Raw genomic sequence first — 24,349 nt, 5'->3', positions numbered from 1 at the left:
CATCAATGCGGGTCGTTAATATGCGCCGTGAATATAAACTAAACAATAAGCTATTGCTCTCCCATCTGTGCTTTACGGCTCGCTTATTCAAACTGAAAAGCAGAGGCTTGAGTTATAAGCATTTCAATGCGATATTCATTTCAATACCGTGGCTTGCTTAATCAACATACTTTAATAGGGAGCGATGATGTCAGCTGAAGAGAGAATAAAGGAACTTGAGGAAACCGTGCAGCGGTTAAAAATTGAAACCGATGTATTGCGCGAACTGATGATTAAACAGGTTGCGTTGAATAACATTAGCTTCAAAGGTAAGTACGATGAAGTCATTATTAACATGGCTAAAGAGTATGAAGAGCGCGGACTTGAGGTAGATCGTAATCGTGCTATGCATGAAGCGATGCGGCAATACATCAAAGATGATACATCATCCAATGATTGAACCTTTGTTCTGTAACAAAACTTACCTTCAGATAGAACGAAAGAGCCGCAGCAGCGGCTCTGTATTGAGAATCAGATAATGGGTTTTTGATCATCAGGTAAGCCACGATCGTCAGTTTCATCGTCTTCTTCATCGGGTAAAGGCAAATCGTCGCCAGGCAGTGGCTTAACATCATCTGGATCTGGACGTTCTGACATACATACCTCCATTCACCCTGATTGGGTATAGGTAGTTTAGTTAGGTGATGATTAAAGCGATGCACTAAATAACCGATTCTGTGAAACAAGCGTAAAATATTTTTTAAAAACTAACCGCGACTAGTAAAGTGAGTTTTCTAAACTACATGCTTCGTTTATCACTGGCCCTCAGTTTGAAAAACGAAATCTAATCAATCACTCGTTTTAAAATCTTAGTGCACAATGTCCCTCACATTAAAACGAGGTATTTTCTTTCAAGCTACTGCTTATCCACAGTTTTCGCCATTTAATGAGTATTTAAAAATGAAATTATTAATCTGCGGCTGCGTTTACTCTCCCTCATTTGTGCCATGCTTAAGTATTAGACATTCATCTCAGGAGATGAGATATGCATAAAGCTGCATGGGTTGCATTAATGTTGTCATTGAGTTTCGGGGCTCACGCTGAAAAGGGAGGTTTTGAGCCAGGTAAAACGCCACCGCCACAAAATAAGGAGGATGCAGGTTATAAAGGCTCTGAAGATACGGCAGAAACCCCAGTGACGCTGATAAAAGACTTTCGTCAGGGTGGGTATGTCACGCTTGAAGGCTACATCACCCATAAGATTAAAGGCGATACCTATCAATTCCGAGACAGTTCCGGCACGGTAAATATCTATGCACCGCTCACTACTTTTAAGGGAAAAACCTTCAATGCTGAGGATAAAGTGCGAGTCAGCGGTAAAGTCTTTGGTAAAGGAGAAAATGCTCATCTAAAAGTCTCAAGAATAGATGAACCTTGATCCGATCATAGGCACACCTCAGCCATGCCATACTGGCTGAGGTAACTCCCTCTCACATTATTTAATACTCTGTGGGTTATTGCTGTACGCAAACATCCAATCCCGTTTCAAACATGTTATTTGTCCTGAAAAGGATCATCTTTGTGATCTTTACTGTCATCGCGTGTACGAGGGATCTCTCCATGATCTTTCGGATTATCTTTGGCAGGATGATCTGCTTCTTCAAGAGCATTTACTGCATAAAGGTCCGCCTCAGGTAGCTTTTTATGCGTATTACCTTCCCTTTTACGTTGCTCATTTTCGTTATGATTTTTCATAAATTACCTCATAAATAGTTTCTTAATAACTATAGTCTACTATTTGTAATACAAATCAATTTTTATCAGGAATTAACATCAGGTAATAATACCCCCCCCAGATTACGGCCTCGCTTAAATATATTAAATGACCGGATTAATCTGTAAAGTTCAAAAACATCCCCTTTGATGATGAGAGAAGCCAGAACAACAACTGGCTTTGTGCCATACTGTTTTCATCCCAGAGAAATGGAAATTAACATGTTTAGCTTTATTAGCTCCCTCTTTAACAGCCCAGAGTCATTGCTCCAGGTCATGAGTCAGGATGATATGAAAGAATCTATTCAGGAAGGTGACAGAATCATTATTGATGAAGATGGTAACGCTTCGGTTAATCCTTTAAGCCCAAAAGTGCAACGCGATTTTTCCCATCATGTCAAAACGTTGAAGGGTATTTAAATGGGAACGGCAATATTTATGGTGCTGATGGTGTGTGGTTATTGGTATACCAGCCGCGACATGTCGAGTCGCTTAAAAATAAAACGGTCATTTGGCTGGGATGTCTATTTTCTCATTGCGCTTTATGGCTGTATTTTCGTCTTGCAGGGTGTGCTTGCAACGGGGATCGTTTGGCTGATCTTACTCGCCGCTTCAGCACTCAACAACACGTTTGCACTTAGCAGTCTCGTACACGCCCGCTGGCATGTGGATTTTATGACATGGAGCTTTCTGGGTATTCAGGCACCGGTAGTGATTATGCTCGCCTTTGCCCTGCTGTTTTGTGTGTATCGTTCTAACTGGGCTGGTAGCGCGCGATTAACCGCCAGCAGCCGCCGCGACCTCTATCAGCGATTGTCGCGTTCGAACGGCATTGAGCAGATGTTGTTGCAGTGTATGGAAGAAGGTGAGTTAGCCTGGGTCACGCTAAAATCCCGACGCATCTACATTGGCATGATTCATGCCGCCACTTTCGAATATGCCAGCACGGCTAACATTGTATTAATACCGATGCTCAGCGGTTATCGCGATGCGCGCACGCTCAACCTCGCTGTTGAACACAATTACAGCCGCTGGTACCACGAACACGATATTGATTTTATGTCAAAACCCAAATCGGCTTTAGAGTTTCGCAAAGTCATTATGGTTGATCAAATCGAGAGTCTGTCGCTGTTTGACCCCGCCAGCGCCAGTGCACTGGCAATGGGTGAAGCAGGAACCGATGACGTCAGGACAGAGGTATCACCCTAACTTCCAGCGCAACCAATTATCCAGTTCGCTTTCAGGTAATGGGCGGGAATGAAAGAACCCCTGCGCCTGATCGCAACCGAATTCTTTTAACGCTTCAAGCGTCTCAAGATTTTCCACGCCTTCAGCTAACACCACGTAATCCAGCTCTTTAAGCATGGCGATGATACTGCGAGTGATGACGCGTGACGCGGTGTCCGTGGCAAGTCCGCCGACAATCGAACGGTCGAGTTTGACCACATCCAGAGGCATTTTTCGCAGATAACTGATATTGCTATAGCCGGTGCCGAAATCGTCCAGTGCAATACCGAAACCGCGCAGTTTCAACATTTCCAGGCCACTGATTGCTGCCGCGCTTTCGATGATGCGCTCGGTTTCCAGGCACTCAATGCCGAGCAGATTCGTCGGCAGGCGTGCCTTGATCATCTTACTTTCGAGTCTGTCGGCAAAACTTTCCTGACTAAAATCACGCACGCTAACATTCACCGTGACAGGCAACTGGATACCTTGTCCGTTGAGCCGCTTCAAACGCTCAATGGTTTTATCAATGACCCATTCGGTGATCTCTTGCAGCAGTGTGGTTTGTTCCGCGAGCGGGATGAAGACTGAAGGAGAAAGCTCGCCTCGGGTGGGATGGCGCCATCGAATCAGCGCTTCAAGCCCAATCGGCAAACCGCTGCTCAGACAGATTTTCGGCTGGAACACCAGATACAAGCCATGATTGTGCCGTACAGCAGTGGCCAAATCGTTGACGAGAGTAAAGTCATCCGTACGCCGCTCATCGTTTTTCTCACTGAAGCTCATACACGGGATCCCGCGACAAATGGCTTCATGCAAGGCACTAACGGCTCGACGCAGCGCTTCCTGAGTGGAAATTTCTGACGGCGAAAAGAGGGTTTCACCGGTATGCGTCGCCAAATCGACCGATAAACCTTCGCCAATCTCGGCGCGTACGCCTTCCATGCGTCGCGCAACCCACTCGGCGCACAATGGACTTTCTTGTTGGGTTAATAGCGCGAACCGCCCGGTTGCCACGGTGTAGAGCAGTTCATTTTTGCCGGGACGCAAACGTAGCGGCAGTAACGTTGCCATATCTTTGAGCAGCCCTTCGACTGGCGCCATGCCCAACGAACGCGCCAACTCATAGGCTCGCGGCATATCGATGCAGTCAATCAACACCAGTCGATACCGTGTGTTATCACCCGCATTACGCAAGGATTGCAGGTCTCGAATCAGTTGCTGTCGGTTAGGCAATCCTGTCACCAGATCGGTAAAACCGACAGAATGCCAGGCTTCCAGAAAGGAAATCACCAGTTGTGATAGCAATGTCATCGTCGCCAGCTTTTCAGCGCTAAAGGTGTGTGGTTTGCTATCAACCACGCACAGCGTGCCTAAAACCAGCCCTTCCTGGCTCTTCAGTGGCACGCCCGCATAAAAGCGAACAAAAGGTTCGCCAATAACAAAAGGATTGACGGAAAAACAGGCGTCCAGTTGGGTATCGGGCACCACTAGCGGTTGATCCCCTTCTACCACGTACTGACACAAAGAATCGGCACGCAACGTTTCACCGACGTTAAAGTTGTGAGCAGCTTTGATGTATTGGAAATCATCGTCAAGAACAGAGATGAAACTGCTGGGAACATCCAGCGTTTTACTGACCAAATCAGTGAATTTGCTCAGTACATCGTCACGGCAGATATCCGGCGTCCGAAGTGCCTGGAGCGTGATGCAGCCTGGCTTAAATTCGTTAGTTATGCTCATTTGCACTCGCCCATTCCATTGGTACGGATTGCAATGCTGAACTCAAAAGAATAACTTCATTATCATTAAGGAGAATATCCGCCATTTTGCGTCTATTTTGCTCATTATTTACCGGTGAATATCACCATACTATGCCCGCCATCACGTTTTGTCATGCTGAAATATCTTTACAAAAAGCTTACATGAAAACTGAGTAAAGGGATCTTTCACCTGATTCAAGCGAAGCGTTAATTGAAAACAAGGATTACGTCTGCCCAGACATCTTATCAATGGCACGCTCATTAATAGGGTTTGATAATTAGCGTATTAAATTCAGTCTGTTGCCAGAACTTCAACAAGAACTGAAAACCATAAAATAAGCGATACGTCACGGAAAATATATTTCTGCCGTATCGCTAAGTTGCTGCCGATTTTCTCTTAATGATGCGACTCGATTATTCGTTTAATCCCTCTACGGTGGATTATCTTATTTTAGCTAAGGTTTCAAATCCCGAACATTCAGCACCCTGCTCTGGGGAAATCCAGAGATATTACTCTGCAACGAATGTTAAGCCGCTTTGCGGGGTATTTTCCTTTAGTCTATCTTTACCTCTGCCCTCTTTTCCTCCACACATCACGCCATCATGTCACGCCGTAGCAGGCTTAGACGGCTAAAAGGTAGGGATGCTGTTCATGGTCACGGCAAACTTCCCAATATTTCCCCTTCCATCTTATCCGGACGCAGCGTAACCTATATGCAAAACGTCTATGTTTCATATACGGATCGCATAATGGGTATCGTAAAAATTTCTGATCTGATGCATGAGAATCTGCGTATCGCGAGCACGGCGTTAAGCCGTTCCATCAATGCGCAGGCAGAACACTGGATGAAGATTGGCATGCTGGCTGAGCTTTATCCTGACCTCAACCTTCAGGAACTGACACGCCTGTTGATGCGTGTCGAACGTGACGGCGGCGCAGATTTAGCGCAGCTGCTTGACCAGCCTAGATTAACCACGCAGGGAATCGCGCAATGACCATCAAACTTCATACTGCTGAAGAAATCGAACTGGCACGCGCTGCCGGACACGCCGCGGCAAAAGTGCTGGAAATCATCACCCCTTACGTCAAACCCGGCGTGACCACAGATGAACTGGACGCCATTTGCCATGACTATATTGGCAATGAACTGAAGGTTGTTCCCGCCAATATTGGCTATCACGGCTATACGCGCACCACCTGTACGTCGGTAAACCACGTGGTGTGCCATGGCATTCCGGGGGAGAAAAAGCTCAAGAATGGCGATATCGTCAACATTGACGTCGGCATCATCAAAGATGGCTGGTACGGTGATACCAGCCGCATGTATTACGTGGGTGAGCCGTCGGTGCGCGCTAAACGTCTGGTCGATATCACCTACGAATCCATGGTGGCGGGCATTAAAGTCGTCAAACCCGGTGCAACTTTGGGTGATATCGGCGCCGCGATCCAACAGGTGGCGGAGAAAGCCGGATTTTCAGTGGTGCGTGAATATTGCGGTCACGGTGTCGGTGAGATTTATCACGGCGAGCCTCAGATTCTGCACTACGGTACGCCGGGCACAGGGATTGCGCTGCAGGCAGGCATGATCTTCACCATCGAGCCCATGATCAATGCCGGTAAAGCAGGCACCAGTGTTTTATCTGATGGCTGGACGGTGGTGACAAAAGATCGCTCGCTGTCGGCGCAGTGGGAACACACCATTGCTGTGACCGAGACCGGCTTCGATTTGCTCACGCCATGGCCCGAAGGCACAGGGGATTACGCAGCAATAGAAGCCTGAGTGCGGCTCACCGCGCTGACAGTCATTCAGGATGCGCCAATGCAGTGGCGTTACTTTTCACCGCCGTGTAAGGTAACGTCACTTTTTTTATCCGGAACTTAGACTGATGCGTGAACAAGCCATTTTTGCCGGCGGCTGCTTTTGGTGTACTGAAGCGATTTTCCAATCCATCCATGGTGTATTAAGCGTGGAAAGTGGTTTTATCGGCGGCCATGTCTCGTCACCCACTTATGATCAGGTTTACAGCGACACCACGGGTCACGCCGAGGCGGTGAAAATCGAGTTCGATCCCGCTCTCGTCAGTTACGACGATCTGCTCGACATCCACTTTGCCACGCATGATGCCACGCAGGAAAACATCAAAGACGGCGTGGTGCGTTCACGTTATCGTTCCGCACTGTTTCCGACCAGCGATGCACAACGTATTGCCGCTGAACAAGGGATAGCGCGTGCCGCTGCCGAACTCAGCAAGCCGCTGGTGACAAAGCTGGAACCGTTAGCTGAGTGGTACGCAGCCGAAGACTATCATCAAAACTTCTGGGAGAAAGAAGGACAGGAAAACGCCTTCTGTATGATGAATATCCCGGCAAAATTGCAGAAACTGCGCAATAAATTTCCGAAACAGGCATCAGACGCTTAACGCGCCATCTCATCGATAACCTGAGTGATGCGCTGAATCACCCTCTGCGCCGCCCGCGATAACTGTCGGGATGGCGCAGTACAAAGGGCCAACGTCAGCGGACGCATCACGCTGTTTTTCAGCGGCACAAAGCACAGTTGCTGCTCAACTCAAACCCGCAGACATAGTGCTCCTGATGGCCGCTGGCATTGGCATCACTCCGCTTTTTAACTTATTGAGTGCGCCACATGCGGTACTGTCCCCAGAAGCCCACTTCTGTGGCGTACTCCTGTGGCGTGCCGTCAGCCACAATATCCAGCGACTTACGCATCCCCATGCTCATCACTGAACAGTCATTACTGACGCGCAACTTGTGCAGACCATTTTCCAGATACGCAGTGACAAACTGGTTTTGACGCAACATCGCGACATCCTGACCATCCACGTTCACCACGAATTTGCAGGATCCGCCGCTGGCACTACCAATAAACTGCTTAAGGCGCGTAACGGTAACCGGTGTCTGCTTCTTGCTGGCATCCGGTGTGACCATTTGCTGATTGATGATGGTATCGGCTGATCCATAAGGTCTGGCGCACCCTGCCAGGGTTAAAACCGCTAACGCTATCAATGCTTTTTTCATTAATTTTCCCTTTAAGCTGCTCCATGCAGCAATTCGCTATGCGTTATCGGCGTTGTGGGTAAAATCTTCAATACCACGTTATAACAACAGCTGCCTCAGGTTGTAGAACGCGCCCGCCAGCGCGATCAGCAATAATATCAGCATTGATACCCGCTCCATGCGTAGCTGTTGTGCACCCGGCAGCCAGCGTTTTACGGTGATGATGTAAAACGCCAGCACCGCAAAATCGAAGGCCATCCACACCAGCGCCAGAGTGATCAGGCTGCTGCTAAGATCGGGCGTAATGGCGATAAACTGTGGAAACAGCGCGGCAAAGAACAGAATATCTTTTGGATTAGAGATGCCCACCACAAAGCCTTTCAGCAATCCACCCTGTGCTGCGGGCCGATGGGCGGTTGCACTTGTCGCAGCACGTAAGCCTTGCCATGCAATCACGCCCATAAACAGGGAACCCAGCAACCCGGCGACTTGCAAACTCCGAGGATTGATCGAAACCAATCCCGTCAACATCAGCGCAGCCAGCGCGATCAACACCAGTGATGCCGCGTTAGTGCCCACCACGGTGGCAAAAGCGCGGCGATAACCGTGACGTGCGGCCGTGCCCGTAACCAGCGCCACCACCGGGCCTGGCGTCATTAACAGCAATAAAATCGCCAGCATATATGCCAGCAGCAGTGAGAGGTTCATGGCACCGACCTGTAAACGCATGAGAAGGTCGTCAGTATTGCCTTTCGTTTGTTCGTTGAAAAACGCTTTAAAATAACGTTGAATGTGAGTTTTACTCAACATTGAGTTTGCCTTATGACGCTTCCTCCACTTTATGCGTTGCGCGCCTTTGCCAGTGCGGCGCAGTTGGGGTCTTTTAGCCAGGCCGCCGCCGCACTCAACGTCACTCCTGGCGCGATTAGCCGTCACATCCGTACCCTGGAAGAGTGGTTCGATTGCCAACTGTTTATCCGTAAAGGGCCCAGGATCGAAATCAGCGCTGCGGGTAGCGTATTCGCGGCACAATTACAGGTCGGATTTGCCTCTTTAGAGCAAGCTTGCACCGCCTTCGCGCAGCAGGGTCATCAACTCCGTCTCAAGGCCCCTTCGACACTGACCATGCGTTGGTTGCTGGATGTACTCCAAACATATCGTGAGCAAAACTCAACACCAGAAGTGCAGATTACCAGCGTTTGGATGGACACCGACAAAGTCGATTTTGCCCGTGAACCTTTTGACTGCGCCATCTTGTTGGGTGACGGTCATTTTGGTGCAGACACCGAGTGCCATTTGCTGTTTCAGGAGTGGTTAATTCCGATTTGCGCCCCCGCGCTGAAACGACAAGCACAAACGCAACTGGCAAGCTGTGAATTGATTCACCCTTCACACGATCGCCGCGACTGGCTGCGATGGTCACAGGGGGTAGCTGATGCACCGATTATCAATCTGTGGCAAGGCAAACTGTTCGATACTCTGGAACAGGGCACGATGGCGGCGATCAGCGGACACGGCGTTTCAATAGGTGACCTGCTGCTCAGCCAGCAGGCGATCAACAACGGCTTACTGGTGCTGCCATTTAACCAGCCGGTGGCGACAGGTGACGGTTATTATCTGGTGTGGCCGAAAACCCGGCAGGAAGCGCCCAACATCAAGCTATTGCTTCAATGGTTGCTTGATCAGGCGCCCGTCTTAAATAGTGAGAATCTAGCGTAGTGGCGACCTTAAGGCCGCCTGTCACTTGTTGTTATGCGCTCTGACGCAAGGTAAACACACTGACGCTGTTCACCATATTTGTCGCTTGCTCGCTGAGCATGGCGGAAGCGGCCAGGGATTGCTCCACCAGCGAGGCATTTTGTTGTGTCGTGATGTCGATTTGGCTGATGGCGGTGTTGATCTGACTGATGCCATCGGCCTGTTCGGTACTGGCCTGGTTAATCTGTGACAGCACTTCCTTCATGTTCACCACGTTGTTCATCATTTCCGACATCAGTTTGTTGGCATCCGCCACCATGTCACGGCCATCAACGATGCGCGTGGATGACTCCTCAATCAGATGACGAATCTCATGCGATGAGGTGGCGGTTTTCTGCGCCAGCGCACGCACTTCCTGCGCAACCACCGCAAAACCGCGACCGTGTTCCCCTGCTCGTGCCGCCTCAACAGCCGCATTGAGCGCCAGGATATTGGTCTGGAAAGCAATCGAATCTATCAGATTGATAATGTCTGCCATGCGGCCTGCGGAATCATGGATCTCAGCCATTTTGGTCGACACATTGTTCATCATGGTGGCATTCTGCCCCACGGCGCTTTCCGCCTTTTCAGACAGATCGGCAGCAAAGTGGGTGTTATTGCGCGTGTTGCTAATGGTGGCGGTAAATTCTTCAACCGATGCTGCCGTTTGCTCAACCGAACTGGCTTGTTCTTCAGTGCGCGCGGCCAAATCATGTGTACCCGACATAATTTCGCTGGCACCTCCTGAAATTTGCTCTGCGCTGATACGAATATGACTGACAATGGTCGACATTTTATCCTGCATCTGCTGAATAGCGTTTATTAACTGGCCCATTTCGTCTTTACGTTTTTCATAGAAATTCGTACTGAGATCGCCATCAGCAACGCGGCCTAAAAACGCAATCACATTTTTTAATGGCACCGTAATGGATTGGATAATAATCCAGCCAATCAATGCAGAAAGAATCACCGCCGCAATAAAGATCACCACCATTGAAATTTTAGTGGTGTGGTAGGAATCCATAAAATGTGTGTAGGATCCGTTCATCTGCTGCTCTTGCAGTGCAATAAAACGCTTCACTTCACCCGTGTATTCCTTTTGTTTACTCGCCAATGCTGTCAGATAATAATCCAGCGCTTTATTAGGGTCCTGACTCGCGAGTTGCATAAATTCATTGCGGCCCTCTAAATAAGCTTTGCGTTTATCATCCAAGATTTTGAGATAAGCAATGGAATCGTCATCTGTTGCCAGTGCATCCAGTTGACGATAAATCTCCGTAATTTGCCCGGTCGCCCCCTGAAGCTCATTCATGATGGTGCTGCGGCGCTCCGCATTGATTGGGCTGAGCAGCAAAGCCTGTCGCTGAATAGTGGTGTTAATCTCATCGATCAACTGATTGCCCAACGCAATGGTTGGGTAATCATCTTTCATCATGCCGTTGACGCCGGATTGTGCCATAAACAGCGAATTTAAACCCAGTACCGCAACCAAAAGCAGCATACCGATATTGATGAGTGAAGAAATAATGAGTTTGCTGCGCAATTTAATATTACGTGAAAATCCTTGAACTATGTCCATTTAGAAACCTCAATGATTTTTATTAGTGAGTCATGAAATCCAGGTGTTATTAAAACAAAGAAATGGAGACGCTCCGCGTTCTCATCGGCAGCATCCCTGCTGTTATCGTCAGCATGCTCACTAACCTTAATGCTTTTACTTAAATATAACTTACTCGTGAAAGACAATTCACTTCCTGTGGAATAGCGAAAATAGACAATTTGATCAGTTATATTAAATTGTTGGCAACAATAGTAACCTGAGTGATCAATGTGCTTTACTTATTAAACTGGCTTTGGGCAGGTTGATCTTAGGTTTGGATAAACGTAACGGCTTTTTAATGCAGCTTATGCAATTGCTGTTAACGTGCAATCATTAATAAGGCAAAATATTTTCTCTGCGGGCAGCCAGCAGGCCACCCAGAGAAAACGCTATACCACGCTTGATGCTTCACTTACCGCGAGCAAGTCTATCGATTCATTGGCCGCTTCAGGCAAGTCTGCAAGCAGCCTGTCAGCCATTTGCCCTTCCTGTTGCAAGATGCGCTGAAAAATACCCACGCCTTCACTGTCACCAGCCTGTCTGGCGGCAGCAATTAACGTGGTATAAGTGGCAAGTTTATAACTACAAAAGACATAGACGCTGACGGCCATCCGCGCGCCCTGCTCAACACGCAGCATATCGCTTGCGGCCTGCCCCACCACAGACAGGCGACCTAATGCCTCTTTTAATGCCGACCAACCCTCGTCATGGCATTTCAGAACGTCTTTCACTTGCAACTGCTGTGCGCGTGATTGCGCAAGATAATGCGCGATGTGACTCCCGATTGCAGAATCACTGTCGAGACGCTCCATCGCCTGTTTTAATAACATTTCACCGTGTTTCTCCATCGCGTGTGCATCACGTAGCCAATCCAGATAAACAGATTCCCTCGTCATTCATTCACTCCTGGTTGATGTGCTGTTAATGAACTACCTTTGGGGATGGTATGCAGTTGCTTAGCAAGCTAACCGATTCAACACCTTCGCTCATGGAATTATCTGGAAATAAGCGAAGCGTTAATTAACGACCTAACAATCACCTTAATTAAACGTAGCAAGTAAGCCCCCTGGCGCAAGCCGCTCAACTCAAAACTGAGAGGGATGATTAATATCACCACCTTACCGCTTCGCTTATATTTAACCGCACGCCACGCTTTACTCAACATCTAAAGTGCGCTAACAATCATCATTCATGTGAGTTTCATCTGCTTATAAACAAAAATCGACTTATCCTTAAACAATCAGTCTGCAAAATAATAAAACTTAAGATTAATTCTGACTTGATTATGGTAAAAACAACGCTACATTTATTTTTGCTTTATGTTGGTACAAATATAATGAGGAGAACGCATGACGGACCCTAACAAGCATCCTGAAGAGGAAGAGAAAAAGACGCAACGTCGTGGGGGCACAGGGAACTTCGCCGAGGACAAGGAGCGTGCCGCTGAAGCAGGCCGCAAAGGCGGTCAGGTAAGTGGCGGCAATTTTAAAAACGATCCGAACCGCGCCGTTGAAGCAGGCCGGAAGGGAGGAAAGATCAGCCGCCGGAAATAACACTATCATTAATTCAACACAGGGTTACGCTCGCTAGCCTTTATCACAACACTCTCCTGACGTGTATTAGCGCTTCGCTTAAATGCAAAAATTCGCTACGTCAGGAGGGTTATTTTCGCTGCTAACTACAAAAAATCGATCATTTCTTGATCAATCGCGCGGCATTTGCCGCTTCGCTTATACGGCATTTTTCCCTTATATATTAATGATCAATTTAGATTTTAAAATAAATAACTAAACACGAATTAACCAACATATTTGTACACGGAAATTTAAGTTGTACACCTTAGTAAAAATTAAAATCGGACGTGATTAAGTTAATTACAAAACTTGAATTTGACATGCCTCAGATGCAATTACCCTGTTGTTAATGGCTGTCCTGCTCAACATCAGGCAACAAAAAGGGCTGCTATTCTTTGAGAAATAGCAGCCCTGGTGAGTGAGTTAACTTAACGTGCTGGCATTTGCGCGGGTAACTTCAATTGCGCACGTGCTTTTGCCACTTCATCCGTTGTCACCGGTTTAGCCGCATTGCCCCAACTGTTACGCAGGTAAGTCGCCACTGCGGCCACCTGCTCGTCCGAGAGTTTCCACGCAAACGAAGGCATGGCACCACTGGTTGGATTTTCCGCTGTCACCGCGCCGCGCCCGCCCTGCAACACCGTCGTGATGATGGAAGAGGCATCATCCGCTAGCAGGCCAGGGTTATTTGCCAGGCTGGCGGCAAGGTTGGGGATCCCTTTGCCGTCGCTGTTATGGCAGGCAGTGCAGTTGGCTGAATAGACATTTTTACCCATCTTCATTTGCCCATTATCCATCGGTAACGGTTGCGGCAACGTCGTGGTCGATGCCGGCACTTGCTTGAGATACACCGTAATTGCGCGCAAATCAGCGTCGGTTAAGTGTTGTGTGGAGTTAGTCACAGCTTCCGCCATCGGGCCTGAAGCGACCGCCACATGGTTACTGCCGAGCTTGAGGTAATCCACCACCTGCTGCTCAGACCAACTTCCGATACCGGTGTGCGGGTTTGGTGTGATATCGGGGGCATGCCATTCACCCAGATTGCCGCCTTGCAGATAATCACTGCTGTCACCGCCAATCAGATTCTTCGCGGTATGGCAGGCAGCACAGTGTTCTGGCCCTTCCACCAAATAAGCGCCTCGGTTCCATTCAGCACTTTTACTGCTGTCTATCTGGAAACCTGCGTTGCGGAAAAACAGCAGGTTCCAGCCCATCATCGCCAGACGAATGTTATACGGGAAGCCCAGGTTGGTTTCCGGCACCTGATAGTGAATCGGCTTTACCGAGCGCAGGTACATCCAGAGATCATGCATGTCCTGATCCGTCAGCTTCACATAAGCGTTGTAGGGCATCGCAGGATAAAGGTGCTCCCCTTCTTTACCCTTACCGTGACGCACTGCGCGGAAGAAATCACGCTCCGTCCAGCTACCGATGCCGGTTTCGCTATCCGGCGTGATGTTGCTGGCATAAATGCCGCCGAAGGGGGTGCTGATCGAGTAGCCCCCGGCCAGCGGCAGTTTGCTTTCCGGCATGGTATGACAAGCCGTGCAGTCACTGGCAATCGCCACATAACGTCCACGTTCAATCGCGGCACTGTCTGCCGCAGTTGGCGGTTGGCTGGTGAGTACGTTGTTGCTGGCGACATCATCCGCAGAGGTGTCGCCGTTCATCCACAGCATGCCCGCTGCCACGGCCGCAGCGATCACCGCTACGCCCGCAATCAGTTTGGTTTTCTTCATCTCACACCTTCACCAACGGACCTGGGTTCTTCAGGTACTGTTCAATAATGGCTTTCGCCGTCCACAGACTCAGCGCCCCAATGGTGCCTGTTGGGTTATAACCGGCGTTGTTTGGGAAAGAGGAAGCCCCCAGTACAAACACGTTGTGTGCATCCCAGCACTGTTGGTAGCGGTTAAGCACCGAGGTTTTTGGATCGCTGCCCATGACCGCTCCGCCAATGGTGTGGTCGCTGGCAAAGTTGTACGGTGAGTACGCGCCCGAGGCAGAGTTAGTGCCAATGACGATTTCAGCGCCCATGGCCTTACCGATCTCCACACTCTTCTCTTCGATAAATTTCGCCGAGCGGCGGTCATTGTCGTTGTAGTCAAAAGTGACACGCAACAATGCATTGCCGTTGTCATCTTTGTACTCAGGATCGAGGTCAAGATAGTAATCTTCGTGCGAGAAGCTGGTGCCCTGGCCGAAGATAAAGGTCGTGTTTTGGAACGCGTGGGTATAAGCCTTCTTCCAATCTTTACCCCAGCGTGGCGAGCCCGGTGGCAGTGCATCGGCATTGCCGATAGGACGCGCGCCACGCGCCACCACCAGAATCCCTGCGCCACCGATAAAGCCCAGACCGGTATGGTCAAAGTTATCGCCGTTCCAGTCGTCCACCTGCGAAGAGAGGGCTCCGGCACCGATATACTGATTCAGATTTTCATCTTTGAAGTGGATCGCTGCACCCGATACCGTCTGGAAGCTATAGGCACGCCCTACCACGCCGGTTTTGGTCACCGGGTTGTAAGGCACGCCAATTTTGGACAGCAGCAGCAGGCGCACGTTTTGCATCTGGAAGGCGGACAAGATCACGATGTCTGCAGGCTGTACCCACTCTTTCTTGTTCTTATCGAGGTAGGTCACGCCGGTGGCGGTTTTACCATCCTCCGCTTTATTGACGCGAACCACCGCGGAGTCCGTTAACACCGTGAAGTTCTCACGTTGCATTAACGCTGGGATGACACAGGCGTTAGGACTGGATTTTGAGAAGTTACCGCAGCCGTAATAGAGGCAGTAACCGCAATAGGTGCAAGGCCCCATACGCACACCCAGTGGGTTAACGTAAGCGCGTGACGCCTGGCCAGCGGGAACCATGAAGGGTTTCAAGCCGATCTTCTTCGCGCCTTCGGCAAAAATATCCGTCAGACGCATACTCTCCAGTGCAGGCAAAGGGTATTCGCTTGAACGGTTACCCTCGTAAGGGTTGCCGCCTTCAATGACTTCGCCGTTCAGCTTACCGGCCTTGCCTGACACGCCGGCGATCTTTTCAAAGCGATCGTAAAACGGTTCCAGCTCGTCGTAAGTCACTCCCCAGTCTTGCAGAATCACCCCTTTGGCAATCTGCTGCTTTCCGTAACGCTTCACTGTCTGGCTGTAAGGTTCGAAATCGAACGGCGTAAAACGCCATGCCATCCCAGCCCAGTGAGTGCCCGAGCCTCCCACGTTGTAACCCAGTTCATTCAGGTTCCACTCGCGCGTTGGCAGGGCGGTTTGCGTGTTGTTATTACGGAAAGTGGTGGTTTCGACGGCGGGCGGCAGCAGCATACTGCGGCGCGTATCCCAACGCAGTTCATCGGTATCGACCGAGGGGGGAAAATCTGTCGCGGTTTCAAACCACGGGCCACGTTCAATGGCAACGACATTCAGACCTGCGCGGGTCAGCTCTTCGGCGATCAAAGAGCCGCACCACCCCAGGCCGACGATGGCGACATCAGCTTTTGGACGGACGTTATTCATAGTTTATTGCTCAGCAAACAAATTAAAGGGTGTTATCAATCAGGCTGGTAGGAATGATGTTGAGCTTCTGTCCTTTTTTCGGCAGCAGATCGCGGAAGTCGTAGCGAGCGCCAGGGAAGCCAATCATTTTCCAACTGGTCATGTCTTTGTTGCCGCCATAAATCGGGTCAGACAGGAAGCCTTCACGCACGTTCTGCAGCAGCAGTTCAAAGAACACTTTGGTTTCAACTTCCTCACCGAGATCGAGGCTGTTCTGTTCCATTGCGGTCAGCACCTGATCCTGCTGATCACCACTGAGTGAGAGGAAGTCTTTGCCATATTGTTGCTGGAGGGCTTTATCCAGCGCAGCAATGCCCAGACGATAGCGTTGTGCAGGCGTCAGCGGAGATTGCGGCCCCTGCTCAGCGGTGCCTTTGACGAATTTGCCTAAACGGTAGATCGCCACTGCGTTGCCGTAATCGCCCGCGAGTTGCCGATCGATAAAAATGGCGCACCCTGCCTCTTTGCCACTCAGGCTGGTTTCATCGGCTGGAATAAACCGTTCAGCGATGGCGCCTACCGTGTCAAATTCATGCTGAGTGAGATATTGCAGCCCCCCTTTTCTCGGCGGTGCGGGCGGCGTTTGGATTTTGCCGGGTTCCCAGGGCTGGCCACCCGTCACCACATCGGCTTGTGCCAATGTCGGGATCGTGGAAGCCACTCCCAATGCGGTGATGGAAGTGAGAAATTCTCTGCGTTTCATGTTTTCCCTGCTTTCACATTGCAAACCAGGTCAAATAACAGACGTATTTGTGCCTGGCATTGAGCCATATAAATAAGGTTTATTGGATAAATACTGACGTTGCCCTGTGGGCTTTTATTAGATAAATACTGAGGTAAGTTTTTACATTCAAATTACGTAATTAATTAAATATTAACAACGCAGCAAAGAGTAATGACTCCCCCTTCGCTTTGAAAGGTTTTTTTTGATGGTTTCCCATCATTGAAGTTTTTAATAAGCCGCGCTGGAAGATGTAGAGTATGGTTTCGCACCGCAACATTTAACATCTTGCCAGTCACGAGATGTTGCGCATAATACGGCGAAAATAGACGCCCAGTTGTGACCTGAAGCGCACTCTGCGTTGTTGAAATATTGGACATGAATTTTACTGGGGCATTGAAGCATCATGAAAAAACTCACCCTGATTAAAGTGGCTGAACTGGCCGGGGTTGGGATCGCAACGGTTGACCGCGTACTGAATGAGCGTGGCGGCGTTCGTCCTGAAACGGTGCGCAAAGTCTTGCGTGCCGCACGTCAGGCTGGGTTGCAGCGTTTACTGCCGGATGATACACAGCACCCCTGGCAGATTGAGGTATTCCTGAGCAGTAATGGCACCTGGTTTTTTCAGCAATTAGCCGATGAATTTGCCAACATTGCCGATCGACTGGGTTATCGTAAAATAAAATTATTTCGTACATTGGTGACGGAAAATCCACCGGAAAAACTGGCGGAAAAGATAAAAAAAAGCGGTGAGTTGCGCGACGGTATTATTGTTTATGGGCATGACTATCCCGTTATTCATGACGCCTTATCCTGGTGTAAAGATAAAGGTGTCCCGGTGGTTTCGCTGGTTTCAGATTTACCCAATTCACATCGATTCTGTCATGTTGGAATAAATCAATATCAGGCAGGACGTACCGCAGGCTTATTAATGAGCCAGACTATGCCTCACAAGGGGGATGTGATCATGGTTAGCGGGCGTTTTGATTTCAGCGCACATATCCAACGTATTTCAGGTTTTCGTGATGCCATCACCCAACGTGCTCCCTGGTTACAGTTGCGTGAAGTATTAGCGGGGGAAGATGAACGGCACAAAATCCGTTCGCTGCTGAATCACACGTTACAGCAATCAAGCAATGTGGTCGGTTTGTATAACTCTGGCGACAACAACAGCGATATCAGTGCTGTATTGCAGCAACACCAGTTGCTCGGCCGCTGCTGCTACATCACACACGAATTGTATGATGTGACGAAAGACCTGCTGCAAACTGGCGCGCTCTCCTACACGCTGGATCAGAATGCCCGCCAGCATGCCGTGCTGGCCACTGACCTGTTGATAAGACATCTGGAACAGGGATTTGAACCCGATCTGTATCGGGACGGCCGCGTTGAACTGCGAATTGTGACAGCAGAGAATATGGATTAGCCAGGGAGGCTGTGTGCCTGTGAGCCAGGGAGCCAGTGAACCAGTGAGCCAGTGAGCCAGTGAGCCAGTGAGCCAGTGAGCCAGTGAGCAAGTGAGCAAGTGAGCAAGTGAGCAAGTGAGCCTGCGATAATGACGCAAAATAAGGATGGAGAGAAAAGAGAATAAGCGAACCGCAACAATTAAATATTCACTTGCGCAGCATGATTATTCTGCACATAGCGGAGATAGCGGTTTACACTGGCACACCACGATTCAGGAAGAAGAGGTCATTGTGCTGTCGAAGATCCCCGATTATGAAACCGATCGCGAAGGCTATCTGGAGTTCATGACCCGCAGCAATGCGCTGCGCATGGAGCTACTGATCTTGTCGGAAAAGTTTGTTGAGGTGCACGGCTCCTATGAAGCAGGCATGGCGGAACTGGGAGAATGGCTACTGAACTATGCGGATAACGCCATGATTCAGAAGTTAAGTTCTGGACCCATCAGCAAAGAATGGTTGTTTGATGAGTTGAAAAGACGTCATAAGTAGCTGTCAGGCTCAACTGCTGCAATTCAGCATCGCACCCGCACCGGCTCAGCCTGATGATGTATTAGCGACTTATCTGCGCACTGACCAACGCGATACCAAGTGATCGCCGCGCTAGCTCAGGTCAGTAGCAACATTGGCGCCACTCTGAAGCAATATGGCGCGTTACAGACAATCCCTGCCGATCAAAAACCAGCCGTGCGTAATGAGATGTATCTGGCAGCTGAAACCATTAAACGCCCGCAAGCCGACCGCTCACTAATTTTACCGTCTGCCACGCAGCAAAATCTGCAGGTGCTGAAGACCGCACTCAATAGCGCAACGCAGTTTATTCCGACCTGGGTCAAACACTGGCTTTGAGATCAGGCACCATGGTGGGCTGGCGTCGCATTGTCACCACGTTGGGTGAAAAGATTGGTAAGAGCCAGTTTAACTACGCGCAAGGCATAAGTGCGCAGATGGTGGCGATGGGCACCAATGGCGCAGCGGATGCCTTTGGTTTGCCGTTCTCAACCACCCACGTGCTCTCCTCATGGATTGCTGGCACCATGGTCGCCAATCGCAGCGGCTTACAGTTCAGCACACTGCGACTCAATCTGCTGCAACGGGTGCCGTATGAAGCCGCAGAAGGCGAGCAGATTTCACTGCCTTCCCGCATTCATCATAAAAATTATGCCCGTCATCCGGTGCCAGAGAGCATGATCGTGCCCGATAGCTACTGAACTATACTTTGACCAGTTGATGATCATCAGGAGGGGTTATGGCAGGCGGCTGGTCTGAAGATGGTGCAGTGCAAAAGCAAATTGATGCGACCGTAGATGATGCGATTGCGCGTGCCAGAAGTCACCTCAACCAGGGTGAAAGTGCAGAGTATTGCGACGAGTGCGGGGAGCCAATTCCCGCAGCGCGTCGCAGCGCATTGCCTGGGGTGCGTTACTGCGTGAAGTGCCAGAGTGCGTTAGATAAGCAAGAAGCCAGCCACAGCGGGTACAACCGCCGTGGCAGCAAGGATAGCCAGTTGCGTTAGCGCACAATATTATTCACTAACAGCGCCGTCACCTCAGAACTATGTCGCGTTTTATCCAGCGATTTAGTGAAGGTTACAGTAGCGTACTTTCCTGCTAACTCCCTTGCCATTGCCTGAGCAGTACTCAGGGGATGAATTACATCCATTTGTGTACCCGCCACCGCAACAGGGATTTGGGCATCCTTGATCATCCGGGCATCATAGCCAGGATGACAGCTGGCGATATGCCGCAATAAATGCAGCGTTGGTTCAGCCGGCAGAGCAAACGTCTTCATGAGTGAATGGGCATTATCCGGTGATTGTTGCTCAATCGACTGATAGGTTGCTGATTCAGCAAAAGCACGCTGACGCTCCTCCTTCCCGTAGAGTTGCCAGTAATCAGCCAGCACGCTGTAAACATTCATATTCAGCGGGCTGCGTTGCTGATGCCACGCTGGTCGATTTAACGAGAGAGATTTAGCACGGTTCGGTTGTCGGCTGGCTGGCATCCGACCCGGTATTCAAAAGGTTACCGTCATCACAGACCGCAGCCTGGCAACAATTTCAGAACGACCTGATAAATGTTGAACCCAGCGAAAGCATAGCCTGTGTGGAGTCGTTCTTCAGAGCCCTCACCTCTCAGCGCTGGGTGCTCCCTCTTTTTCATCACTGGCTGGAACTCAAGAGTGAGAAATCCTTCGGCTGGCGTGACGTCAACACGCTTGGCTGGCCTGATTTCAGCCAGCTGTGGCTGGATTAGTGCGTTGATGGGATTGAGAAAGGGCTATTGCCATCCCCGTTTTTCAGAGCAATATCATCTTCGCAGGCGATGTTCTGAACTGATGAAAGCATGGCAGTAGAATGAGTCCGCTACCGAACATCCGTTCTTCGCAGATTTAATTGCCAGCTTGATTGTCAGCTTTGTGGTGTGGCTTCAACGGGTCGATGCAACGCTCTCCTTGATCAAGGGGACGTTGTTATAGAAGTCCGCCAGGTGGTAATTAATCACGGACATCCTAAATCAGGATGTTATCGTTTTTTAATCACGAGCCTGATTAAGATTACAGATAGTACAACAGAAATAGCAATGTTCACTGCCATCATAAAATCGATAACCGATTCTGAGCCTGTTATATTTAGGTCATGCGCCAGGCTGTAGAACACTGTAGTGGGGATTAGAACAGCGATCCCTTTAGAAATAGCCACACAACAACCGATAAAGAACAAGCCGAGCAAAAGAAATTTCATCATTAGTACACCTTCACCGTCCCGTAAGCCATCAGGCTACTGCCCGGAATCTTTAAGGTTGGGCCATCGCGTAAAAGCCTGTCGCGCATATAATTGAACTGAACAGGATGTGCTAACGTAATACAGCCTTCACTGATGCTTAATGGGCCAATGGGATGCAAACGAAACTGGCCTCGCTTTACACCGTTTATAAACGTGATGTCATCAATTTTTCCGTCATCACGATAGAGTGCAAAGCATGTTGATCGGTCCGTACCATAAACTTCCTTGAGAAAACGCTCTCTAAATGGCCCCAGCCTGCCACCTGTTGGCCGCTCAACAATATAGTAGCGCCCACGCCAAGTGGGCCGATATCAGCAACGGCAGTCATATCGGGATTATTTCGCCCCTTATCTTGACCGGAAAATGCAGGAAAGCTCCCTATTCCAGGGCAGTTTAAGTTGGTCATCTCACGACGATTTAACAACAGATAACAGCTGAATGGCATAACGCTTCCCTTTGTCAAATACGACCATTCTAGATCCAATCAATAGTCAGGTGTTTAGGAATATGGCTTAAAGTTAAGCAAGGGTGCTTTATCGGACAGCGATATTTTTTGCTTAAGTGGAGCGTTTTTAATTATTATAATCAAACGGTTACACCAGTTGGCCCCACCAGACAAACCTGAGACACGCCTTCGCGATTCAACGGAATTTACTGTTGCTGCCAGTTCTCCTAGTCGGGTAGGCAGGCAGACGCCCCCGCTACACCGGCAAACCGAAGAGGCCAGAAAAATTTCTAAGATGAATGAAAGCTAAGTGCCAGAAGCGGACTTCGAAACATCACTGTTTAATAAGAAAGTAACAGGTCATAACGTATGTCCTTCATTGCCGACCTTCCATCAATTCAAGCGTCTGCCCGTCGGGGCTTTGTACATATATAACTCTGGTTCCCTTCATGGGTCCTGACGAGACTGTCTGAGGTGTCCCTGGCGTCTTCCAGCCATAGTCCGATATTTTGCTCAGGAGCGTATCAAGATTCTCGACCATAAACGCAAGATGCGCGTAGCCCGGGATGTAGGGGGCTGAAGGCGCTTCTGGCTGTTCAATATTATTGTATTGCAGTAATTCAATTTTCATACCAGCCAGTTCAAGCAAAGCCATTCGTACATCAGCTCCCCTGGCGCCTGTTACTTCATCAATAATAGGGCCAGACATTTTCCCTTCGCGTAATACTTCTCCTCCAAGAATATGGGTCCAGAAGAATAATGAATCTTCAATATTTTTGACTGAAAAACCAACATGAATAACACTTAAGATCATGAGATTACCTGCTGACTTTTAAAGTTGAGTATCTAAATAATTAAAATTCCTGCTTTATTTCTTAGCGATTAGTGCGCTGGGATTTATTCAGAAAAGAAACGTAAGTATATGCGGTCTGAGTAATGTAGTTACGATTCATCCACAGCAACAGCTATACTGGATACCTACACCTTGTTGATAGATACGCGACTGCGTTACAAGTGTTTATATATTTTAGAGAAACTGCGAATGTCCGCTTCTCGCTCTTATCAGACGAACAAGCCCTTTTGAATATGCCTTTTGGTTGAGAAACATGTTTTAGGTTAAGAGGATATCTTTTTCATTCCTGCAGTTATGCCGTCGAGACCGACGATAGCAGAGAATCTTCAGCTTCATATCCGCGCGGCAGACCGGTACTGTGCTACTTGAAGATGCGACGAGCTTTAACGATCATCCGTATCGAGATTCAGGAACAACCAGAGTAAGTCAGATATTTATAGTTAAAGTAAGGCAGACGACTGGCTCAGACAACTCCATGAGCAGGGCCATATCAGAGCGGCCCGTTTCTATGCCTAAATAATTTTATACATCGGTAGGTGGATATAAACCCCTGCGACTCACCTTTGCAGATTAACTGAATTTCAGGAAACTGCCGGCATCGGATAAACAGGGTGTCAGATACGACCAGTACCACTGAGAACAGACAGATTTATATTTAAGCACAGCGCCAGTGTGTAAGCGGCTGCATTTTTACGCTTCGGTCATTATCCAGCCCCCGCAGAAAATAACCGAAGGTATTGAATGCATGTTGATATTATTCGTAGAGAACTCATTGGAAAAAAAACATTCCGAACATGCCATGGCTTTGCTGCACCTGAACAGGATCAAGCAGTCTGCTGGCGGGCACGCCTTTCCGGAATCGAATGCGCAGCGCATGCACCGTGCTTCTGATAGTACGCGTTACTTGCTCTGACCCGGGTACAGGTTAGAGTGAGAGATATTTTCTCAGGATGGAAGACGCAACTTCAATATATCAGAAAAATATCAGCCACTTATAATAAAACGGAAAGATTCAATTTATTTACCCTTATTAATCCATAGCCGATAACTATGCATCTCATTTAAATTCCGCCCCGCCATTTGCTATAATAATAAGGTGGTTAAATTTATTCTCATTCATTTTTAAGCGAGGTGTAAACGTGTTGTACAGCGAAGACATGACCGGTCACGCAGTTATTGGTGAAGCAGCAGTCAATCTTGCCGTGCGTGAAGAGGAAATATCCGTTGATGCTCTCCTGACTGAGCTGAACATTATGCTTAAAGCAGAGAAAACCAGCAGCCGCAGCCGGCGCATCAGCGATGCCATCAGCTGGCTGCGCAACTTCCGGACCGTCGGTGCGCGCGGGGGCGCCGGTAAGAAATGGATGCTGTCTGATGCAGACAGCCACAGTGCCGGCGGCGAGGCCCCCATTCGCCTGCAGGCTGATGATGAAGATGAAATGAGATAACCACAACCTTCAGGAGCGGGCGCTTAGCGTCCGCATTCATCTGACTTCGTAAGATGACAGCCTGCGCGCGCCATCATTAACGAAGCGCACCCCAGCGCCTTTTAACCTATAATTTCTCTGTCATCGGGTACGTTCTGCAGATGCAGAGCTCCCGGCCACACAATAACAATCCGCAACACCACTTTTACCGCCGTCATCCGCTCAGGATGCTCCGGCAGGGACCTTCACAGCATGAAAAATACCAACTCAGTGACCACAATCCGCGCCCGCCTGCAGAACAGCGGCGACGCGCTGGCGGCTGAAAGACAGAAGCTTGAAGAGGCAATACAGGCGATTCTGGCCTCAGGCGGACAGCTGACCAACAAAACGCTCATCATCCACGTCATTCACGACCTTGAGCAGGAGCGTGACGC

General features: G+C 49.2%; 31 protein-coding genes and 1 pseudogene. 16 read left to right on the top strand and 16 right to left on the bottom strand.

Features of this window, described 5'->3' with window-relative positions; genetic code table 11:
- Positions 1-187 precede the first annotated feature (187 nt).
- Positions 188-439 carry a hypothetical protein gene (locus VI01_RS06975; RefSeq protein WP_045814538.1) on the top strand — a complete coding sequence of 84 codons (252 nt, stop codon included), beginning with the start codon at positions 188-190 and terminating at the stop codon, positions 437-439.
- Between the two features lie 71 nt (positions 440-510).
- Here the strand turns inward: VI01_RS06975 and VI01_RS25820 are convergent, their stop codons facing one another.
- The gene (locus tag VI01_RS25820) at positions 511-636 is read right to left on the bottom strand and encodes a hypothetical protein (protein ID WP_255352476.1); all 126 of its coding nucleotides are present in this window, start codon (positions 634-636) and stop codon (positions 511-513) included.
- 388 nt (positions 637-1,024) lie between these two features.
- On the opposite strand from VI01_RS25820, the gene VI01_RS06970 reads away from it, so the two are divergent.
- Positions 1,025-1,417, top strand: coding sequence for a YgiW/YdeI family stress tolerance OB fold protein (locus VI01_RS06970; RefSeq protein ID WP_045814537.1), 393 nt, complete (start codon positions 1,025-1,027; stop codon positions 1,415-1,417).
- A gap of 116 nt (positions 1,418-1,533) precedes the next feature.
- On the opposite strand, the gene VI01_RS06965 is transcribed toward VI01_RS06970, so the two are convergent.
- A complete protein-coding gene (locus tag VI01_RS06965) occupies positions 1,534-1,734 on the bottom strand; it encodes a hypothetical protein (RefSeq protein WP_045814536.1) in 201 nt (66 codons plus the stop codon).
- Positions 1,735-1,974: 240 nt separating this feature from the next.
- Here VI01_RS06965 and VI01_RS06960 point away from each other — a divergent pair, with 240 nt between their 5' ends.
- Both VI01_RS06960 and VI01_RS06955 read left to right on the top strand, forming a co-directional pair.
- On the top strand, positions 1,975-2,172 hold the full coding sequence (locus VI01_RS06960; RefSeq protein ID WP_045814535.1) for a hypothetical protein: 198 nt from the start codon (positions 1,975-1,977) through the stop codon (positions 2,170-2,172).
- On the top strand, positions 2,173-2,961 hold the full coding sequence (locus tag VI01_RS06955) for a hypothetical protein (protein ID WP_045814534.1): 789 nt from the start codon (positions 2,173-2,175) through the stop codon (positions 2,959-2,961).
- On the opposite strand, the gene VI01_RS06950 is transcribed toward VI01_RS06955, so the two are convergent.
- Complete coding sequence (locus tag VI01_RS06950) at positions 2,953-4,719, bottom strand: sensor domain-containing phosphodiesterase (RefSeq protein ID WP_156149341.1); 1,767 nt, start codon at positions 4,717-4,719, stop codon at positions 2,953-2,955. The genes VI01_RS06955 and VI01_RS06950 overlap by 9 nt on opposite strands.
- A 770-nt stretch (positions 4,720-5,489) precedes the next feature.
- Here VI01_RS06950 and VI01_RS06945 point away from each other — a divergent pair.
- The 3 genes from VI01_RS06945 to msrA all read left to right on the top strand — a co-directional run bounded on the left by VI01_RS06945 (position 5,490) and on the right by msrA (position 7,160).
- A complete protein-coding gene (locus tag VI01_RS06945; RefSeq protein ID WP_045814532.1) occupies positions 5,490-5,735 on the top strand; it encodes a ParD-like family protein in 246 nt (81 codons plus the stop codon).
- Positions 5,732-6,520: a type I methionyl aminopeptidase gene (gene map / locus VI01_RS06940; RefSeq protein ID WP_045814531.1), complete on the top strand. Its 789-nt coding sequence runs from the start codon at positions 5,732-5,734 to the stop codon at positions 6,518-6,520. The genes VI01_RS06945 and map overlap by 4 nt, the downstream gene beginning before the upstream one ends.
- Before the next feature lie 103 nt (positions 6,521-6,623).
- Entirely contained in the window at positions 6,624-7,160 is a 537-nt protein-coding gene (gene msrA / locus VI01_RS06935) for a peptide-methionine (S)-S-oxide reductase MsrA (protein ID WP_082082041.1), read from the top strand.
- On the opposite strand, the pseudogene VI01_RS25705 reads toward msrA, so the two are convergent.
- The 3 genes and pseudogenes from VI01_RS25705 to VI01_RS06925 all read right to left on the bottom strand — a co-directional run.
- Positions 7,157-7,300 (bottom strand): annotated as a pseudogene (locus tag VI01_RS25705) (LysR family transcriptional regulator); the annotation flags it as partial. The gene msrA and the pseudogene VI01_RS25705 overlap by 4 nt on opposite strands.
- 71 nt (positions 7,301-7,371) lie before the next feature.
- On the bottom strand, positions 7,372-7,779 hold the full coding sequence (locus VI01_RS06930; RefSeq protein ID WP_045814529.1) for a hypothetical protein: 408 nt from the start codon (positions 7,777-7,779) through the stop codon (positions 7,372-7,374).
- 78 nt (positions 7,780-7,857) lie between these two features.
- Positions 7,858-8,466 (bottom strand): LysE family translocator, encoded by a 609-nt coding sequence (locus VI01_RS06925; RefSeq protein ID WP_045814644.1) that lies wholly within the window; start codon positions 8,464-8,466, stop codon positions 7,858-7,860.
- A gap of 114 nt (positions 8,467-8,580) precedes the next feature.
- On the opposite strand from VI01_RS06925, the gene VI01_RS06920 reads away from it, so the two are divergent.
- On the top strand, positions 8,581-9,477 hold the full coding sequence (locus VI01_RS06920) for a LysR substrate-binding domain-containing protein (RefSeq protein ID WP_045814528.1): 897 nt from the start codon (positions 8,581-8,583) through the stop codon (positions 9,475-9,477).
- 31 nt (positions 9,478-9,508) lie between these two features.
- Here the strand turns inward: VI01_RS06920 and VI01_RS06915 are convergent, their stop codons facing one another.
- Positions 9,509-11,074, bottom strand: a complete 1,566-nt coding sequence (locus VI01_RS06915) for a methyl-accepting chemotaxis protein (RefSeq protein WP_045814527.1) — start codon at positions 11,072-11,074, stop codon at positions 9,509-9,511.
- A gap of 410 nt (positions 11,075-11,484) precedes the next feature.
- Positions 11,485-11,991 (bottom strand): DUF892 family protein, encoded by a 507-nt coding sequence (locus VI01_RS06910; RefSeq protein WP_045814526.1) that lies wholly within the window; start codon positions 11,989-11,991, stop codon positions 11,485-11,487.
- Between the two features lie 453 nt (positions 11,992-12,444).
- Here VI01_RS06910 and VI01_RS06905 point away from each other — a divergent pair, with 453 nt between their 5' ends.
- Complete coding sequence (locus VI01_RS06905; protein WP_034822638.1) at positions 12,445-12,648, top strand: general stress protein; 204 nt, start codon at positions 12,445-12,447, stop codon at positions 12,646-12,648.
- 449 nt (positions 12,649-13,097) lie between these two features.
- Here the strand turns inward: VI01_RS06905 and VI01_RS06900 are convergent, their stop codons facing one another.
- From VI01_RS06900 to VI01_RS06890, 3 genes are read right to left on the bottom strand one after another with little or no spacing between them, the layout of a single operon-like run.
- Positions 13,098-14,408, bottom strand: coding sequence for a c-type cytochrome (locus tag VI01_RS06900; protein ID WP_045814525.1), 1,311 nt, complete (start codon positions 14,406-14,408; stop codon positions 13,098-13,100).
- Between the two features lies 1 nt (position 14,409).
- Complete coding sequence (locus VI01_RS06895) at positions 14,410-16,182, bottom strand: GMC family oxidoreductase (protein ID WP_045814524.1); 1,773 nt, start codon at positions 16,180-16,182, stop codon at positions 14,410-14,412.
- Positions 16,183-16,204: 22 nt separating this feature from the next.
- Positions 16,205-16,924 carry a gluconate 2-dehydrogenase subunit 3 family protein gene (locus tag VI01_RS06890; RefSeq protein WP_045814523.1) on the bottom strand — a complete coding sequence of 240 codons (720 nt, stop codon included), beginning with the start codon at positions 16,922-16,924 and terminating at the stop codon, positions 16,205-16,207.
- Positions 16,925-17,348: 424 nt separating this feature from the next.
- Here VI01_RS06890 and VI01_RS06885 point away from each other — a divergent pair, with 424 nt between their 5' ends.
- From VI01_RS06885 to VI01_RS06865, 5 genes are all read left to right on the top strand, one after another.
- On the top strand, positions 17,349-18,368 hold the full coding sequence (locus VI01_RS06885; RefSeq protein WP_045814522.1) for a LacI family DNA-binding transcriptional regulator: 1,020 nt from the start codon (positions 17,349-17,351) through the stop codon (positions 18,366-18,368).
- Between the two features lie 145 nt (positions 18,369-18,513).
- Entirely contained in the window at positions 18,514-18,897 is a 384-nt protein-coding gene (locus tag VI01_RS06880; protein WP_045814521.1) for a hypothetical protein, read from the top strand.
- Between the two features lie 99 nt (positions 18,898-18,996).
- On the top strand, positions 18,997-19,254 hold the full coding sequence (locus VI01_RS25700; protein ID WP_045814520.1) for a hypothetical protein: 258 nt from the start codon (positions 18,997-18,999) through the stop codon (positions 19,252-19,254).
- The gene (locus VI01_RS25695) at positions 19,251-19,616 is read left to right on the top strand and encodes an inorganic phosphate transporter (RefSeq protein ID WP_231638473.1); all 366 of its coding nucleotides are present in this window, start codon (positions 19,251-19,253) and stop codon (positions 19,614-19,616) included. Before VI01_RS25700 ends, VI01_RS25695 begins: the two co-directional genes overlap by 4 nt.
- 38 nt (positions 19,617-19,654) lie before the next feature.
- Positions 19,655-19,921, top strand: a complete 267-nt coding sequence (locus VI01_RS06865; protein WP_045814518.1) for a DksA/TraR family C4-type zinc finger protein — start codon at positions 19,655-19,657, stop codon at positions 19,919-19,921.
- On the opposite strand, the gene VI01_RS06860 is transcribed toward VI01_RS06865, so the two are convergent.
- The 5 genes from VI01_RS06860 to VI01_RS06845 all read right to left on the bottom strand — a co-directional run bounded on the left by VI01_RS06860 (position 19,918) and on the right by VI01_RS06845 (position 22,449).
- Positions 19,918-20,409: a hypothetical protein gene (locus VI01_RS06860; protein WP_045814517.1), complete on the bottom strand. Its 492-nt coding sequence runs from the start codon at positions 20,407-20,409 to the stop codon at positions 19,918-19,920. The two genes, VI01_RS06865 and VI01_RS06860, sit on opposite strands and share 4 nt — an antisense overlap.
- A 520-nt stretch (positions 20,410-20,929) precedes the next feature.
- Complete coding sequence (locus VI01_RS06855; RefSeq protein WP_052696972.1) at positions 20,930-21,151, bottom strand: hypothetical protein; 222 nt, start codon at positions 21,149-21,151, stop codon at positions 20,930-20,932.
- Positions 21,151-21,444, bottom strand: coding sequence for a tlde1 domain-containing protein (locus VI01_RS25900; RefSeq protein WP_369801868.1), 294 nt, complete (start codon positions 21,442-21,444; stop codon positions 21,151-21,153). Before VI01_RS25900 ends, VI01_RS06855 begins: the two co-directional genes overlap by 1 nt.
- Entirely contained in the window at positions 21,336-21,635 is a 300-nt protein-coding gene (locus VI01_RS25895) for a hypothetical protein (RefSeq protein WP_369801866.1), read from the bottom strand. The genes VI01_RS25900 and VI01_RS25895 overlap by 109 nt, the downstream gene beginning before the upstream one ends.
- Positions 21,636-22,011: 376 nt before the next feature.
- Positions 22,012-22,449 carry a VOC family protein gene (locus VI01_RS06845; RefSeq protein ID WP_045814516.1) on the bottom strand — a complete coding sequence of 146 codons (438 nt, stop codon included), beginning with the start codon at positions 22,447-22,449 and terminating at the stop codon, positions 22,012-22,014.
- Positions 22,450-23,627: 1,178 nt separating this feature from the next.
- Here VI01_RS06845 and VI01_RS06840 point away from each other — a divergent pair.
- On the top strand, positions 23,628-23,936 hold the full coding sequence (locus tag VI01_RS06840; protein ID WP_045814515.1) for a hypothetical protein: 309 nt from the start codon (positions 23,628-23,630) through the stop codon (positions 23,934-23,936).
- A 231-nt stretch (positions 23,937-24,167) separates the two neighbouring features.
- Positions 24,168-24,349, top strand: a 182-nt coding sequence (locus VI01_RS06835; protein ID WP_045814514.1) for a biofilm development regulator YmgB/AriR family protein, incomplete at its 3' end; no start/stop codon positions are given.

Source organism: Pantoea sp. SM3 (genome assembly GCF_000963995.1).
GTDB classification, from domain to species: domain Bacteria; phylum Pseudomonadota; class Gammaproteobacteria; order Enterobacterales; family Enterobacteriaceae; genus Pantoea; species Pantoea rwandensis_B.
This window is presented reverse-complemented; position numbering and strand designations above follow the sequence as displayed.